General features: G+C 63.1%; 13 protein-coding genes. 5 read left to right on the forward strand and 8 right to left on the reverse strand.

Annotation, left to right across the window (positions count from 1 at the left end):
* Positions 1 to 11 precede the first annotated feature (11 nt).
* Both SPO_RS21685 and SPO_RS21690 read left to right on the forward strand, forming a co-directional pair.
* Positions 12 to 2,369, forward strand: a complete 2,358-nt coding sequence (locus SPO_RS21685) for a copper-transporting P-type ATPase (RefSeq protein WP_011242142.1) — start codon at positions 12 to 14, stop codon at positions 2,367 to 2,369.
* A 29-nt stretch (positions 2,370 to 2,398) separates the two neighbouring features.
* Complete coding sequence (locus SPO_RS21690) at positions 2,399 to 3,745, forward strand: APC family permease (protein ID WP_011242143.1); 1,347 nt, start codon at positions 2,399 to 2,401, stop codon at positions 3,743 to 3,745.
* Here the strand turns inward: SPO_RS21690 and SPO_RS21695 are convergent.
* The 8 genes from SPO_RS21695 to SPO_RS21730 all read right to left on the reverse strand — a co-directional run bounded on the left by SPO_RS21695 (position 3,742) and on the right by SPO_RS21730 (position 12,104).
* On the reverse strand, positions 3,742 to 4,980 hold the full coding sequence (locus tag SPO_RS21695) for an ABC transporter transmembrane domain-containing protein (protein ID WP_144084112.1): 1,239 nt from the start codon (positions 4,978 to 4,980) through the stop codon (positions 3,742 to 3,744). The genes SPO_RS21690 and SPO_RS21695 overlap by 4 nt on opposite strands.
* 92 nt (positions 4,981 to 5,072) lie before the next feature.
* Positions 5,073 to 5,582, reverse strand: coding sequence for a cupredoxin domain-containing protein (locus tag SPO_RS21700; protein ID WP_011242145.1), 510 nt, complete (start codon positions 5,580 to 5,582; stop codon positions 5,073 to 5,075).
* Positions 5,583 to 5,690: 108 nt separating this feature from the next.
* Positions 5,691 to 6,395 (reverse strand): copper resistance protein B, encoded by a 705-nt coding sequence (locus SPO_RS21705; protein ID WP_044029628.1) that lies wholly within the window; start codon positions 6,393 to 6,395, stop codon positions 5,691 to 5,693.
* A gap of 29 nt (positions 6,396 to 6,424) precedes the next feature.
* Positions 6,425 to 8,368, reverse strand: coding sequence for a copper resistance system multicopper oxidase (locus SPO_RS21710; protein WP_011242147.1), 1,944 nt, complete (start codon positions 8,366 to 8,368; stop codon positions 6,425 to 6,427).
* 170 nt (positions 8,369 to 8,538) lie between these two features.
* On the reverse strand, positions 8,539 to 8,877 hold the full coding sequence (locus tag SPO_RS21715) for a hypothetical protein (RefSeq protein ID WP_011242148.1): 339 nt from the start codon (positions 8,875 to 8,877) through the stop codon (positions 8,539 to 8,541).
* Between the two features lie 148 nt (positions 8,878 to 9,025).
* Positions 9,026 to 9,589 (reverse strand): TRAP transporter small permease, encoded by a 564-nt coding sequence (locus SPO_RS21720; RefSeq protein ID WP_011242149.1) that lies wholly within the window; start codon positions 9,587 to 9,589, stop codon positions 9,026 to 9,028.
* Between the two features lie 79 nt (positions 9,590 to 9,668).
* A complete protein-coding gene (locus SPO_RS21725) occupies positions 9,669 to 10,958 on the reverse strand; it encodes a TRAP transporter large permease (RefSeq protein WP_011242150.1) in 1,290 nt (429 codons plus the stop codon).
* 105 nt (positions 10,959 to 11,063) lie between these two features.
* Positions 11,064 to 12,104 (reverse strand): TRAP transporter substrate-binding protein, encoded by a 1,041-nt coding sequence (locus SPO_RS21730; protein WP_011242151.1) that lies wholly within the window; start codon positions 12,102 to 12,104, stop codon positions 11,064 to 11,066.
* Positions 12,105 to 12,279: 175 nt separating this feature from the next.
* Here SPO_RS21730 and SPO_RS21735 point away from each other — a divergent pair, with 175 nt between their 5' ends.
* The 3 genes from SPO_RS21735 to SPO_RS21745 all read left to right on the forward strand — a co-directional run bounded on the left by SPO_RS21735 (position 12,280) and on the right by SPO_RS21745 (position 16,577).
* A complete protein-coding gene (locus SPO_RS21735) occupies positions 12,280 to 13,743 on the forward strand; it encodes a PLP-dependent aminotransferase family protein (RefSeq protein ID WP_011242152.1) in 1,464 nt (487 codons plus the stop codon).
* Between the two features lie 148 nt (positions 13,744 to 13,891).
* Complete coding sequence (locus SPO_RS21740; protein ID WP_044029568.1) at positions 13,892 to 15,064, forward strand: epoxide hydrolase family protein; 1,173 nt, start codon at positions 13,892 to 13,894, stop codon at positions 15,062 to 15,064.
* Positions 15,065 to 15,083: 19 nt separating this feature from the next.
* A complete protein-coding gene (locus tag SPO_RS21745; RefSeq protein ID WP_011242154.1) occupies positions 15,084 to 16,577 on the forward strand; it encodes an aldehyde dehydrogenase in 1,494 nt (497 codons plus the stop codon).
* Positions 16,578 to 16,642: the final 65 nt, after the last annotated feature.

The raw sequence follows: 16,642 nt of genomic DNA on the forward strand, positions 1-16,642 counted from the left end.
ACGGATCCAGCATGGAACATTCCGCCCACAGCCACCCCACGCCCGACACTCCGGACATATTTACCTGCCCGATGCATCCCGAGGTGCGGCAATCGGCTCCCGGGAGCTGCCCGAAATGCGGCATGACGCTCGTTTCGGAACAGGCGGCCGCGCTCCATGCCCAGTGCCACGGTCAGGGGCATGGCCCTGGGCACGGCGGCACGGACGAACCCGGCGGGAAATACGACAGTGTGCCCGCCGGCTGGACGGGCAGTGTCTATACCTGTCCGATGCACCCGCAGGTGCGCCAGACCGATCCGGGTTCCTGCCCGCTCTGCGGCATGGGGCTGGAACTGGACAGCGTGGCGTCGGCCGATGACGGCCCCAACCCGGAACTGGTGGATTTCACCCGCCGGTTCCGGGTGGGCGCGGTGCTGACGCTTCCGTTGCTGGTTCTGACCATGGGGCCCTATCTGGGCTTTCCAGAAGTGCGCACGCTGTTTGGCGAACGCATGACGCTGTGGATCGAACTGGTTCTGGGCACACCGGTCGTCTGGTGGTGCGGTTGGCCGTTCATGATGCGGGGCTGGACCTCGTTTAGAACCCGGCATCTGAACATGTTCTCGCTGATCGCGATGGGGGTGCTGGCGGCATGGCTGTTCAGCGTCGCCGCGGTGTTGTGGCCGCAGGTCTTCCCCGACGGATTCCGCGACGCCGAGGGCAATGTCGGCGTCTATTTCGAGGCGGCGGCAGTCATCGTCACCCTGGTTCTGCTGGGTCAGGTGATGGAGTTGCGCGCCCGCGAGGGTACCGGCAAGGCGATCCGCGCGCTTCTGGACATGGCGGCCAAGACCGCGCGGGTGATCCGCGACGATGGCCGCGAAGAGGAGATCCCGCTGGACGCGGTTCAGCGGGGCGACCGGCTGCGGGTGCGTCCCGGCGACAAGGTGCCGGTGGACGGAGTGGTGACCGAGGGCCGCTCCTCGGTCGATGAAAGCATGATCACCGGCGAGCCGGTCCCGGTTGAAAAGGTGGCGGGCGACAGGCTGACCGGGGCCACCATCAACGGCACCGGCAGCCTGGTGATGGAGGCGACGCGGGTCGGCGCCGACACGATGCTGAGCCAGATCGTCGAGATGGTGTCGAATGCGCAGCGTTCGCGCGCGCCGATCCAGAAATACGCCGATCAGGTGGCCGGGATGTTCGTGCCTGCCGTGATCGTGATCGCGGCGCTGGCCTTTGTCGGCTGGGCGTTCTGGGGTCCGGCGCCGGCGCTGTCCTATGCGCTGGTCGCGGCGGTGGCGGTGCTGATCATCGCCTGTCCCTGCGCCCTCGGCTTGGCCACGCCGATGTCGATCATGACCGCCACCGGGCGCGGCGCACAGGCGGGCGTGCTGATCAAGAACGCCGAGGCGCTGGAACGGTTCGAAAAGGTCGACACGCTGATCGTGGACAAGACCGGCACGCTGACCATGGGCAAACCGCGTCTGGTGGCGGTCCTGCCCGAGGCGGGCCATGACGAGGGTGAGGTGCTGCGGCTGGCGGCAACGCTGGAGAAAGGGTCGGAACACCCCTTGGCCGAGGCCATCGTGGCCGGGGCCGAGGAGCGCGGCGTCGCCCTTGGTACGGCGACTGATTTCGAGGCGGTCACCGGCAAGGGTGTCACCGGCACAGTTGACGGCAAGGCGGTTGCCCTGGGCAATCGCAAGCTGGTCGAGGATCTGGGCCTGGATGCGGGCAATCTGGCCGAAACCGCCAATACCCGCCGGGACGAGGGCGAAACCGTGATGTTCGTGGTGGTCGAGGGCGCGCTGGCCGGGTTGGTCGCCGTCTCGGACCCGGTCAAGGAGACCACGCCCGCCGCGCTGAAGGCCCTGCACGAACTGGGCTTTCGCATCATCATGGCAACCGGCGACAACGAACGCACCGCCAAGGCCGTCGCCGCGCGGCTGGGCATCGACGAGATCCGCGCCGACGTGCTGCCCGAGGACAAGGCCCGCATCGTGCGCGAGCTTCAGGCCGAGGGGCGCAAGGTGGCGATGGCGGGCGACGGGGTGAACGACGCCCCGGCGCTGGCGCAGGCCGATGTCGGCATCGCGATGGGCACCGGGGCCGATGTGGCCATCGAAAGCGCGGGTATCACCCTGGTCAAGGGCAATCTGGACGGCATCGTCCGGGCCCGGCGGCTGGCCCGCGCCACGATGCGCAACATCCGGCAGAACCTGTTCTTTGCGCTGATCTACAACGCCTCCGGCGTGCCGGTGGCGGCGGGGCTGCTGTATCCGTTCTTCGGCATCCTGATCAGCCCGATGTTCGCCGCCTTTGCGATGAGCGCCTCGTCGATCTCGGTGGTGCTGAACGCGCTTCGCCTGCGCGGGACCCGGATCTGAGGCGGTGGGGTTGAAACAGGGCTGATCCGATGACCAGAACACCACAGACCCATGAGGCCGCGCCCGGGGGCGCGGGCAGCATCAGCCTGACCAACGCGGTTGCCATGGGCACCGGGGTGATGATCGGGGCGGGGATATTTGCCCTGACCGGACAGATCGCCGGTCTTGCAGGGCCTTTGTTCCCGCTCTCTTTCGTGCTGGGCGCGGTGGTGACGATGTTCAGCGCCTACAGCTATATCGTGATGTCGAACACCTGGCCCTCGTCCGGCGGTATCGCGATGATCCTGACCAAGGCCTATGGCCCCGGTGCCGTGGCGGCGGCGGCCTCGGTGCTGATGGCGCTGTCGATGGTCATCAACGAAAGCCTGGTGGCGCGCACCTTTGCCACCTATGCACTGCGCCCCTTTGGCATTCAGGACGGGCCGCTGGTGCCCGCGATTGGCGTTGCGCTGATCGTGATGGCCTATCTGGTCAACGTCTCGGGCAATCGCGCGGTGGGGCTGTGGTCACTGGTGATGTCGGCGGTCAAGATCGGCGGTATCGCGCTGTTCGGCATCGCCGCCCTGTGGGCCAGCGGTATCGAGAACTGGTCACCCGCCGCGCGATTGTCGCAAAACGGGATCACAGGTTTTGCCGCCTCGGTGGCGCTGTCGATCCTGGCGTTCAAGGGGTTCACGACGATCACCAACAGCGGTGGCGAAATCACCGATCCCAGGCGCAATGTCGGGCGGACGATCCTGCTTTCGATCGCGGTCTGTGTTGTCGTCTACCTGCTGGTGGCGCTGGCGGTCGGCTCGGCATTGACGCCCGTGCAAATCCAGCAGGCGCGCGATTATGCCCTGGCAGAGGCGGCGCAGCCGGTGCTGGGCCAGACCGGGTTCTATCTGACGGTGGCGCTTGCCATGGTGGCCACCGCATCGGGCCTGATCGCCAGCGTCTTTGCGGTGTCGCGCATGCTGACCATGCTGACCGAGATGAAGATGATCCCGCACAGCCACTTTGGCATGCCCGGCGGCATCCGCTCCCATATGCTGATCTATACGGTTGTGATCGCCGGTGCCCTGACCGTGTTGTTCGATCTGGGCCGGATCGCCTCGCTGGGCGCTTTCTTCTATCTGGTGATGGATATGGTGGTGCATTGGGGTGTGTGGAAGAACCTGCGGCATCGGATCGGCGCACGGGGCTGGGTCATCCTGACCGCACTGACACTGGACGCCGCTGTACTGGCCGCCTTCACGCTGTTCAAATGGCGTGCCGATCCCACTATCGTCATCGTTGCCCTTGTCACCATGCTGGCCGCCCTGCTGGCCGAGCGGCTGTATCTCGGCGGGTTCGTATCAGATGGTGGCGAGGGCAAACACACAGGACATCGCTAAGCCCGGTCCGGCTCTGGTGTGCCGTCAACCGGGGCGCCGTGCCGTTCGATCAGAAAGCCCAGCACCGCGCGATAGCGGATGCGGGTATCCTCGAGCTGTTGATAGTAGCGGAACAGCTCTTTCAGCGGCGCCGAGAAGTCCTTGTGCGCGGCCAGCACCGCAATCAGGGCGCCCAGGGTAATCCGCTCTTCGATCACGAAGTAGCCACCCAGCGAGTAGAACAGGAACGGTGTCAGCGCGGTCAGGAAGTTGTTGAGCGCCTTGGCCAGGAATTTGACCCTGTGGATGCGATAGCGGATCCGCTCCAGTTCTCGCAATGAGGCGGCAGTCTGCCGGATGTGCTCGAGCCCGTTTTGCTCGGGCGACAATTGCCCGGTCAGGCCGCGGGTGAGAACCCGCATGGCCCGGATGCGTTCGCGGCTGAGCCGGTTCACGATCCGTTGCAGATAGGGCAACAGCACCAGCTGCACAGGTAGAACCGTAAGCGCCGCGGCGCCCAGGATCGGGTCCTGCAGGAACATGAACAGGAGGATGGTCAGCAGGGTTCCGCCCTGGGTCACCGGCAGCGCGATCAGATCGGCGGCAAAACCTCCGATCGGCTCCACCTCGGCACCCAGGACCTGCACGATCTCGCTTTGGCGCTGGTGCGGAGGCCGCTGCCGCCAGTGCCGGTAGATCAGCAGCCGCACCCGCCTGAGCAGGTGTTCGGCAACCCGGCCCTTGCGCGTGTTCAGCATGTACTTGCCCAGACCGTTCAGCGAGATGGCCGCAAGATAGATGGCGCTGAACAGGCCCAGCATCTGCATCTGATTGAGGGAGACGCCGTAAATCTCGGCCGGACCCGCCGAGGGTTCGAGCACGTTGTTGACGATCTGCTTGGGCATCTCCAGCGAAAGGTAGAGCGGCGGCATCAGCGACAGGCTGAGCAGCAACAGACCCGCCTGCTGGCGCCGGGCGCCGCGCAGGATCTGCCTCAGCAGGTTCCGTTCCAGACCGCCGATGCGCGGCGGGGTCCGGCGCCTTGGGCCGCGTTGCTCGCGGTTGCGGCGCAGCTGCCGCAACCCTTGGAACACCAGCGCCAGCAGCGACACAAGCAAGAGCGAGGGGGCAAGCACCAGGATCAGGTGCATCAGCGGATGCACCCATGCCGGGGCGCCGCTGTCGTAATCCGTTCCCAACCACCCGGCGGCCCAATGCGCCAGCGTGTGAAGTTCCGGGAACCAAGAACCAGTCATCGTCGGAGAATTTCCAGAAAAAGCGCGGCAATCCCTTTGAATTGCCGCGCAGGTGGGCGCCTTGTTCTGTTGAGTGGTGAGGCGCCGGGAGGTTAGTTGACCGCGACCTTGCCGAACATGCCGGATTCGTAGTGACCGGGGATCAGGCAGGCGACTTCGAAGGTGCCGGGATTGCCGAAGGTCCAGATGATCTCGCCCTTCTTGCCCGGTTCCAGGGTGATCGCATTGGGGCTCTGGTGCGATTCCATCTGCTGCGACATGGCCTCTTTGTGCATGGCATTGCGCTCGACGGTATCGAGGATGAACTCATGTTCCAGTTCGCCCTTGTTGGTCACCATGAAGCGGATGGTTTCGCCTTTCTTGATGTCGAAATCCTTCGGGGTATAGATCATTTCGCCGTCGTCGGTTTCGCTCATCGTGACCTTGATCGTGCGGTTCACCTGGCTGGCCTGACCGGGCATGCCGGTTTCCATCATGCCCGCGTGGCCGCCGCCACTGTCATGGCCTTGGCCCTGGCTCTGCTCGCTGTGACCAGAGGGGCCCGCGATGGCGACACTGGCGCTGATTGCGGTTACGAGGGAAACGATGAGAAGGTTTTTCATGGGTAGCTCCTGTCAGGATTGAGGATGGTAGATACCAGCGGCGCGGCGAGGTTCGGGCCGGCCACGCCGCTGGAGACCGGGCCGGCCGCAGCCCGCCCGGGGGTTCGGTCAGAACATCAGTCTGGTTCCGAACACGACCGAGAACGCGCCGTTCTCGTCGCCCGCGGCGCGGATCATATCCGCGGTGCCGCCATAGGACCGTTCGTAGTTCACCCCGATATAGGGGGACACGGCCCGGTCGATCAGGTCGTAGCTGAGCCGCAGGCCCGCTTCGAGCGTGACACCGCCCGCCGCCTGGTTGTAGATCGGGTCATCCTGCAACGGCAGCGTCAGTTCCAGGCTGGGGGTCAGGGTCAGCCTGTTGGTCAGCATTGCCTCGTATTCGCCTTCGAAGCGAAAGAAGGAATTGTCCGACAGGTACAGGTCGGCGTCGATCTCGAACCATTGCGGGGCCAGGCCCTTGAGGCCCAGAACCGCGTTGTAACGGTCAGGCAGGCCGTCTGGCGTGCTTGCCTGCACCCCGACCACCGCATCGAAGAAGGTCGAGACCGGGAATTGCAGGCGCAGCTGGTTTTCGAGTGTCTCGAACCCGCCGGCGCCTTGAACCCGTTCGCCTTCGCTGCGCCAGACGAGTTTCAGCTCGTCAGTGCCGATCAGGGCGTCGAAATCCCAGACGAAGCTGTCTTCGCTATCTCCCTGCCGGTATTCCAACTGTTCGGCCTGGAACCCGTAGATCAGCTGTTCTGCCTGCGCCGGAAGCGCCCAGGCCATCGCCATCGCCCCGGCAAGGGCGGCATTGCGCGTCTTGTTCATCTTTGTGTCTCTTTCCTTGGGGGAGCGCATCAGGCGGGGCCGCCTTGGATCACGACCTTGCGGAACATGCCCGCGTCGGCGTGATAGGACAGGTGGCAGTGAAAGGCCCATTGGCCGGTCACATCGACCTCGGTCTCAGTATAGACGGTGGTGCCCGGCGCGACGCTGACCGTGTGTTTGATCGGGTCGTACTGGCCCTTGCCGGTATCCAGGATCGACCACATGCCATGCAGGTGCATCGGGTGGGACATCATGGTTTCATTGACGAATTTGAACCGCACCCGCTCGCCGTACTTCAGCACGATCGGCTCTGCCTCGGACAGTTTCTTGCCGTTGATCGACCAGATGTAGCGTTCCATGTTGCCGGTCAGGCGCAGCTCGATCTCGCGGGTGGCGGGGCGATCCTTGTAGAGCGGTTTGCGCGCCGTCAGGTCGTCATAGCTGAGGAACTTGCCGCCATTGGCCGCCTTCGGGGTCAGCCCGCTGCCGGGGGCGTAGAACGGGTCGCCCTGGCCCTTGGCATTGGCCATCGCGGAATGATCCATGCCCGCCATCGAGTTGCCGGACCCGGTCATCCTGGAGTGATCCATACCGGCCATCGGCTTGTCCGCGCCGGTCATGGTGGAGTGGTCCATCGGCGCGGCCTTGGCCTGAGGCGCCGGCGCGGCATGACCCATCTGGCTGTGATCCATACCGGCCATCGGTTGGTCCGTGCCGGTCATGGCAGAGTGATCCATCGGCGCGGCCTCGGCCTTGGGGGCCGGTGCGGCGTGGCCCATCTGGCTGTGGTCCATGCCCTCCATCGGTTGCGGTTTGGGCTGCATGTTCATCTGGCTGTGATCCATGCCGCTCATGTCGTCGAGAGGTTTGGCGGCGCTTTGCATGACATGGCCTTCCATGCCCATGCTGCCCATCATGCCGCTCATGTCGGCCATGGTCAGGCGCGGTTTTTCCCGCAGCGGCGGCACCGGTCCGGCCATGCCTTCGCGCGGGGCCAGGGTGCCGCGCACCAGGGCCGTGCGGCCCATCGATTCAGCCACGATGCTGTAGACGCGGTTTTCCTTGGGCTGCACGATCACGTCATAGGTTTCGGCCACCGAGATCCGCAGTTCGTCCACCGTGACCGGCTTGACATCATTGCCGTCGGCCTGAACTACGGTCATCTTGAGGCCCGGGATCCGCACGTCGAAATAGGCCATTGCCGAGGAGTTGATCAGCCGCAGCCGCACCTTTTCGCCCGGCTTGAACAGGCCGGTCCAGTTCTGCTCGGTGCTTTCTCCGTTGATCATGGGGGTGAATCCCTGGACGTCCTCGACATCCGTGGGCATCATCCGCATCCGGCCCCACATCTTGCGGTCTTCCAGCGCCGCCTTGAGGCCGATATCGCCCGAATCCTTGATCAGGTCCTGCAATGTACGCTGCGAGCGGTTGTAGTAATCCGCCGACATTTTCAGGTTGCGCATGATCCGCTTGCCGCGCTGCGGGTGGGTGTCGGTCAGTTGCACCACATAATCGCGGTTGGCGCGGATGCGCTCTCCGCCCTTGGGCTCGATCACGATGGCGCCATAGGCCCCGTCCGGTTCCTGGAAACCCGAATGGCTGTGAAACCAATAGGTTCCGGCCTGGACGATCGGAAAGTTATAGGTAAAGGTCTCGCCCGGCTTGATGCCGTCAAAGCTGATCTTTGGCACCCCGTCCTGGTCAAAGGGCAGGATCAGCCCGTGCCAGTGGATCGAGGTATCCTCGCGCAGGTTGTTGGTCACGTTCAGCGTGACCTTTTCACCCTCCTTGAAGCGCAGGATCGTCGGGGTCTGGCTGTTGTTATAGCCGATCCCGTTCTTGCGGAAGTTTCCTGCGTCGATTCGGATCTTGTCCACTGTTATGTCATAGGTTCCCGCTTGTGCCGCCGTCGCCGCGGACAGCAAGAGGGTGGCGCCGGCAAGGGCCGCGCGCCAAGCTGAGATGTGAGGCATCGTCAATCCTTTGGTCGATTGTGAGAGTGCAAGTTGCGCCGCCGCAGGCATCTGCAGGCCCGCGCCAGAACGCGGAACCGGGTGCTGATGTCGGGGTCACACGAGATCGGGCGCGAGACGGCTTGCAGGGTAGGCAGGCCACCGGACGCAAGGCGTGCGGTGTGGCCGGGTCAGGCGCCGGTGGTGTGCACCTTGGGAGGTGGAAGAGGCGCCTCGAGCGCCATCGATGCCGGAGCACGGTCGTTGAGAGAGAAGGTCACGTTACTGGCGGCTCCGGCAAGGGCGACCCTGTCCCGGGGAAGCATCGCCACCGGCACTTCGCAAGCGGCGATCTTGTGGCAGGAGCTGACACCGGTGTGGTTGTGCGCGTCCGCCGTCTGATGCTGAGCAGCCATATCGGGACTGCCCCGATGGTCGATCTCGGCGGTCAAAGGCGCGAAAAACGCGGACAGCGTCAGCAGCAGCGCCAACGCAAGGGATGTCCACATTTTTTCCGCCCGCTGGCGCATCAGGACCGCTCCTACGATTATCCTGACTGACTAGGTAAATGGCAGTATCGGACAACTCAAGGATACGTATTGATACATTTGAGACAGAGGGTCGGACGCCCGGCCATTGATGAAACCGGGTCCCGCTGCCAACCGCCGGCGCGGTGGCTTATCCACCCGAGTCCAGGCCTTTGGCGGGGTCATAGGTTCCCGCCCTCAGCCGGGCGCTGTCTTCGAGCATGGAGGCAATCGCCGCCAGGCTGACCAGAAAGCCCGAGATCGGGACAATGGCGACGGCGTATTTCTTTGGCATGTAATTCGGCTTGAAGACCAACTTGCCGTCCTCCCATGCGAAATACCACATCTCCCAGTATTTGCCGCCCATGGTGGTCACGGCCTCGACCCCCCAGATGATCATCACGAGGCCAAGCGCGAAGATGACCAGGGTCCAGAATTGCTGCACAAGGAAGGCCCATTTCAGCGGAAGCCGGGTATAGATCAGGTCCAGCGCGATGTGGTCCTTGTCGCGCACCGTCAGCGCAAGGGCAAAGAAAACCAGCCAGATATTGCTGAGAACCGTCAACAGATCGCCCCAGACCGGCGGGTTCTCGAACACATAGCGCATCACCACGGTATAGACGGTGAAGGCCACCATCATCAGCAGCAGCACGGCGCAGAAGGCGGTCAGGATCATTCTTATGGCGCGATCAACGAGCCTTGTGATGGTCAGCATGGCCTGGCTCCACCGGAAGAGAGAGAGGTTGGGCCCATCGCGTCTGGGCGCATGACCGGGATGCGGGCGGCGGCGCGCATCAGTTCACGAACCCGAAGGCGCGCGGCAGATACATGGTGATCTCGGGCACCACGATCAGGACAAACAACAGGGCGAACAACGCCACCAGATAGGGCAGCATTGCCAGGGCGACCTTTTCCAGGCGAACCTCGGCGATGGCCCCGGCGGTGAAGAAGGCGACGCCGACCGGGGGTGTGACCGAGCCGATCAGAAATCCGACGACCACGACCAGAGCCGCCTGCACATCGGAGTATCCGGCCTTGACCATGACATCGACCAGGACCGGCCCGACAACGATGATATTCGCCGCCGAGTCCATGACCATGCCAAGCAGGCAGATGAACATCACCAGAACCAGCGCGAACATCAGCGGGTTGTAGGTGTAGCTCAGCAGCCAGTCCTCGAGCTGGTTGATCGCCCCCATCGATGTCAGCAGCCAGCTGAACGGTCCCGAGGCGGCAATGATGATGAACACCATGGCAGAGTTGCGGAAGGCACGGACAAAGGCGCTTTTGCAGTTGTTCCAGGTGATCGTGCGATAGACGAACAGCCCGACAAACAGGGCGATTGTCGCGGTCAGTGCCCCCGCCTCCACCACACCGGCGATCCCGAATACGACCGAGCCGACCAGCACGATGGGAATGAGCAGCGCCAAAGAGGATTTATAGGTGGCAACGGCGATGGCCTTTGGGCTGAAGGCTTCGGCGCTGCGTTCGAACCCGTTCCGCTTGGCGATGATATGGTTGATGATCATCAGCAGCAGCCCGATCATGATGCCCGGCACGATGCCGCCCGCGAACAGGGCGCCGACGGAAACCCCGCTGGCATTGGCGAGCACGATCATCATGATCGACGGCGGGATGATGCCGCCGATGGTCGAACTGACTGCGGTGATCGCCGCCGCGAAGGCCGGCGGGTAACCGGCCCGTTTCATGGCCGGAACCAGCAACGAGCCGACGGTTGCGGTGTCGGCCACGACCGAGCCGTTCATGCCGGCGAAGAACATGCTTACCAGCACGTTGACCTGGGCCAGGCTGCCACGCATCCGCCCGATCATCTTGCGGCTCAGATCGACAAGGCGATCCGTTATGGTGGCGCTGGTCATCAACTCGCCGGTCAGCATGAAGAACGGGATCGCCGTGAGCGGGACCGAGTCGATGGCGCTGAACATCTGGCTGGGGATGAGGATCATCGGCGCCGCATCGGTGATCAGGATGTAGACCACAGGGATCAGGATCAGGGTGAAGCCAATCGGGGCACCCAGAAGGATCAGCAGCACCAGAACGGTCAGAAGTAGGATGCTTTCCATTAATCTTGTGACCCTAACGCGATCCGCGGTTTGAACGATTTCAGCCGACGGAAGCGGCGCGAGACAGCCGCTCGCGCCCCTTCATCCTTGCACGTGCTGGCCAAGCTACAAAGCGCCTGCCGCTTTGAGCTGGTCGATGAAATCGGTCATCCCCTGCTCTTCGAGCACGCGGATCGCCGTTTCGGGATCGAATGTGCCCTTGGCGTTGATCCAGGCATCGATCGCCCCGGCACGCCAGAGCGCCAGCTCCTCGTCGGTGGGCATGTACCACTCGGTGATCTCGGCCTTGATGGCGGTCTCGCCTGCCGCAACCCATTCGCGGTCCAGTTCCTGGACCCGCTGACCAAAGGCCGCCGCCGCCTGGTGCAGCCAGTCGCGTTCCTGATCGGACAGCGCATCGTATTGGCGCTTGTCGATCGACAGCTGGTTGCCGGACCAGGAACCGCCGATCTGGGTATAGTATTTCGCCACTTCGTGGAGCTTGGCGATATGCTGCCACGGCGTGGCGACATACTGGCCCGAGACAACCCCGGTTTGCAGCCCCTGATAAAGCTGGGTCCAGTCATAGGGCACCGGCACCGCGCCCCAGTTCTTGATCAGCGTGTATTCGATCGGGCTTTTGGTGACGCGCCACTTGATGCCTTCCATGTCAGCCGGGACATGGACCGGGCGCAGCGCATTGCCAAGCTGGCGGAAGCCGCCGCTGGAATACACCGTCAGGCAGACATGGCCCGCTTCCTCGGCGGCGATTTCACACTGCTTCTGCGCCAGCCATTCGGCAGAAATACGGTCGGCGTCCTCGATGCTCTTGAAGATATAGGGCAGGTCGAAAATCGCCAGAGAGGTGCCGAAGCTGCCGAAATTCGCGGTAGAGCTTGTCCAGAGCGCAAGCAGCCCCTGGTTTGCCTGCTCGCCGCAGGTCTGTTCGCCGCACAGCGAGCCCCTGTAATGCGGCTCGATCGTCATCTGGCCGCCCGAAACCTCCTCCAGTGTCGGGATCAGCGCCTCGGCGATGGCGTCGCCGATCGGCATGCCCAACTGGCCGACGGTGCCCAGTTTCAGAACCGTTTCCCCGGTGGCGGATTGCGCGAACAAGGCTGCGGCCGAAGCGAGGCAGAATGTCCTTAGCGCGGACTCAATTTTCATGAGCTTCATCTCCTGTTGAATGGGTTTTTCTTGGCGGCATCTTTCACCTCGGCCCCGCACCGCGAAAGTGACAGATCGTTTGAAAACGGGTGACAGATGGGTTTGCGCCTGACAGGCTGGCCCGACCTCAAGTAGGCTTTGATGCAGGTTTGGGGCATGGATTTGGAGCTGGCACGTGAGTTCGACCACACCACGGTTTCTCAAGCTTCCAGAGGCATCCAGTCTCAGCCTGCGCGATCAGATTTGCGAGGTTGTGAGCGCAGCGATCATGTCGGACGCGCTCGCATATGACCGCCCGCTGCCGTCTTGCCGGGAGCTTGCGGAACAGTTTTCGGTATCCCGCAACACGGTTTTTGCAGCCTACAACCGATTGGTCGACCTGGAGTTTCTGGTGTCGCGCGACCGGTCCGGATACTTCGTCAATCCGCAGATGGCCCTTGCGCAGAAGCCCGAAACCGACACGCGCTCTGCGCTGGCAGAGCCGGTGCCATGCCCGGTCGCGTTTCCGGCCAGCAACCTGATGCCGGTGGTCAATCCGCTGGATTGGAACGCCTATCCCTATCCGTTCATCTACAATCAGATCGACCCCGACCTGTTCCCGGTGGATGGGTGGCGCGAATGCACAAGACAGGCTTTGGGTCGACGCAACCTTCTGGACTGGGCCAGCGATTCCGTCGAAAGCGACAGTCCGCGCCTTGTGCAGCAGCTGCGCCAGCGCCTGCTGAACACGCGCGGCATCTATGTCGAAGACGACGAAATCCTGGTCACGCTGGGGTCGCAGAACGCGCTGTTCCTGCTAGGAACGATCTTTGCCAAATTCGGCAAACCCATCGCTCTTGAGGATCCCGGCTTTTTCGGCGCCCGCAACGCGTTTCGCCTTGCCGGTAGCGAGTTGGTCGGGGTGCCGGTCGATGGCGATGGTCTGATCCCTGCGGAAATCCCAGAAGGCTGCCAGCTGATCTTCACCACGCCCAGCCACCAGTTTCCAACGATGGTGACCATGAGTCAGACCCGGCGCGAGGAATTGCTGGAAGCGGCTGAACGCAGGGATTTCCTGATCATCGAGGATGATTACGAGGCCGAGATGAACTATGTCTCGAAATCCTCGCCATCGATGCGGTCGATGGATCGGAACGGCCGGGTGATCTATGTCGGCAGCCTGTCCAAGACCCTGTCACCGGGTATTCGGCTGGGGTTCATCGTCGCCCATCGCGACATCATCCGCGAAGCGCGCGTCGCGCGGGGTGTGATGATGCGCCACCCGCCGACAATCGTTCAGGAGATCGTGGCCCTGTTTTTCCAGCTGGGCCATTACGATGCCCATCTCCGCAATATCGAACGGCGCTACAAGAAGCGCTGGCATGCCATGAACAACGCCCTGTCCCGGCATCTGGGGATGCTGGAGCGCACCGAATCCGAAGGCGGCACCTCGTTCTGGCTGACCGGGCCGGAAGGGTTCGACGCCTCGGCGCTGGCCCGGCGGTTGCGGGGCAAGGGCGTGCTGATCGACCGGGGGCAGGACTATTACCTGAACTGCAATGACAAGCGCAGTTTCCGGCTGGGCTTTGCCTATGTGCCGTTGTCCAAGCTTGAACAGGGTATCAAGATCATCGCGGACGAGGTCTGGGCATTGCTGTGATGTCCCTGAGGTGCAGTTGGCGGCATCTGTCCCTTCGAATTGCACCACCTGTCTCTCGCCGATTCCGGGCTTTGCCAGTTATCTGAGCGGAACCTCTCCCTGGCCGCAGGGTGTTGGATCCAAGTCAACGAGATCAGGGAAACGGGTTTTGAAAGATCATGTTGCCAGCAATCCGAACGTGTCCCCGTTCCGGTTTCATGTTCCCGATGACGTCCTGGAAAGCATCCGCAGCCGTGTTGCGGCCTATCCCTGGCATGAGATGCCCGATGACGGCGGCTGGGATTACGGCACCAACATGGACTATCTCAAGGAGCTTTGCGCCTATTGGGTGGACGGGTTCGACTGGCGTGCGCAAGAGGCGCGCCTCAACGCGTTTTCCAACCACACTGCCAAGGTCGACGGGATCGACATGCATTTCCTTTACGAACCCGGCAGCGGCCCCGACCCCTTGCCGCTGATGATCAGCCATGGCTGGCCGGGATCGGTGGCCGAGTTCTTCGAGATCATCGAGCCGCTGGCGCATCCCGAACGCTTTGGCGGGGATATCGCGGACGCATTCACCGTCATCGCGCCATCGTTGCCGGGATTTGCGTTTTCCACCCGCCCGCCACGGCCCTGGGGGCCTCGCCGGATGGCGGGGGCAATCAACGCTCTCATGACCGAAGTGCTGGGGTTCGACGGCTATCTGGCGCAGGGCGGCGACTGGGGCGGCGCGATCTGTTCCTGGTTGGGTTTCGAACACGCACCGGCCTGTTCGGCCATCCATATCAACGTGCTGACGATGCGCCACCCGGATGGCCCCCAAACGCCCGAGGAAGTGGCCTGGGACGCGCAGTTCGAATGCGATCAGATCATGCAAAACGGCTATCGCACCCAGCAGGCGACCCGGCCGCAGACTCTCAGCTATGCGATGATGGACAGCCCTGTTGGTGTCGCCGCTTGGCTGGTGGAAAAGTTCCATGATTGGTCCGACATCCCGGTCGGTGACATCGAGAGCGCCCATTCCAAGGACGAGCTGCTGACCAACATCATGATCTATGTCACGACACGCTGCTTCAACTCGGCCTCCTGGATCTACTACGGGCGGCGCGAGGAAGGCGGGCGTATCCTGTCGCCCGAGGGTCGACGGGTCGAGGTGCCGACCGGCTGTGCCGTGTTCCCAAGGGAGATGCTGCGCTGGCCGCCGCGCTCCTACGCCGAGCGCCTCTATAACATCCAGCATTGGACCGAGATGCCCCGGGGCGGTCATTTCGCCGCGATGGAACAGCCCGGCATGCTGGTTGATGACATTCGCGCATTTGCCCGAACCCTGCGCCGTTGAGAAAGATGGAGAGACCCCGATGACCCTGTCGCATGCCGAATACCGGTCCATTGCCGCCACGCTGGAACCAAACGGAATGGCCTTTATCGACGGCGCATTCTGTGCCGCTGCGGATGGCGACAGTTTCGAGACGATCAACCCGGCGACGGGCGAGATTCTGGCCCGAGTCGCCCATTGCAAGGCAGCGGATGTCGACCGGGCGGTGGCCGCGGCCCGCCGTGTCTTCAATGACGGGACATGGTCGCGCGCGGAGCCCGAAGCGCGCAAAGAGGTCTTGCTGAAGGTCGCCGATCTGGTGCGCAAACACAGCGACGAACTGGCGGTGCTTGAAAGTCTCGACACCGGCAAGACCATCACCGACTGCCTGGCCGAGATCGGCGGCGAGGTGCCGAAGTTCTTTCAATGGTATGCCGAACTTGCCGACAAGACATTCGGGAAGATCGCACCCACCAGCCCTGGCGCGCTTGCGTTGATCACCCGCGAACCGGCGGGCATTGCCGGTGCTGTCCTGCCGTGGAACTTCCCCCTGGTCATGGCCGCATGGAAGATCGCGCCCGCGCTGGCTGTCGGATGTTCGGCTGTGATCAAGCCGGCCGAGCAGACACCGCTCAGCACCATTCGACTGGCCGAGCTGATGCAGGAGGCGGGCGTTCCTGCCGGTGTCGTCAACATCGTGCCGGGGTTTGGCGAGACCGCGGGCAAGGCGATCGGTCTGCACAACGATATCGACACCGTGTCCTTTACCGGCTCGACCGAGGTGGGGCGCATGTTCATGCGCTATTCGGGGGAAAGCAACCTCAAGGGCGTGGGGTTGGAGATGGGCGGAAAGAGCCCGTTCATCGTGCTGGATGACGCTGTAATCGACGATGCGTTGATCGAACATGCCGCCATGTCGGCCTTCTGGAATGGCGGTCAGAACTGTTCGGCCAATATGCGCCAGCTAATCGCGACCCCCCTGGTGGAAGAATTCACCGCGCGCATCATCGCGCGTGTGAAATCCTTCAGGCTTGGCGACCCGCTTGACCCGGCCACCGATATCGGCTCGATGATCACAAAGGATCACAAGGACATGGTGCTGTCCTACATCCAGAGCGGTGTCGAGGAGGGTGCCCAGAAGGTCATCGGCGGCAACAGCGATCTGCCCGGGTTTTTCATCGAGCCGACGGTATTTCGCAACCTCTCTCCCGAGATGAAGATCGCCCGGGAGGAGATTTTCGGCCCGGTTCTGGGCATCATGCCGGTTGCTTCGCCCCAAGAGGCGCTGGCCATCGCCAGCGATACCGAATACGGGCTTCATGCGACGGTGTTCACCCGCGATATCGACCGTGCCCTGCACATCGCCCGGTCGCTTCCCTGCGGGACAGTCTCGATCAACGGCTTCTCCGAAGGGGACATCAAGACCCCGTTTGGCGGTTACAAGCAATCGGGATCAATGGCGCGGGACAACGGTACCGAAGCCTTGGAGCAATACCTGCAGACCAAGACCATCTGGATCGAGACGCAGGCCGGATGACGCCTTGCAAAGGAGTATCCGTCCGGCCCAGGGGCGCCGCTGCCATCCGGCAGGTTCACCCACGG

Source organism: Ruegeria pomeroyi DSS-3 (genome assembly GCF_000011965.2).
Lineage (GTDB): Bacteria > Pseudomonadota > Alphaproteobacteria > Rhodobacterales > Rhodobacteraceae > Ruegeria_B > Ruegeria_B pomeroyi.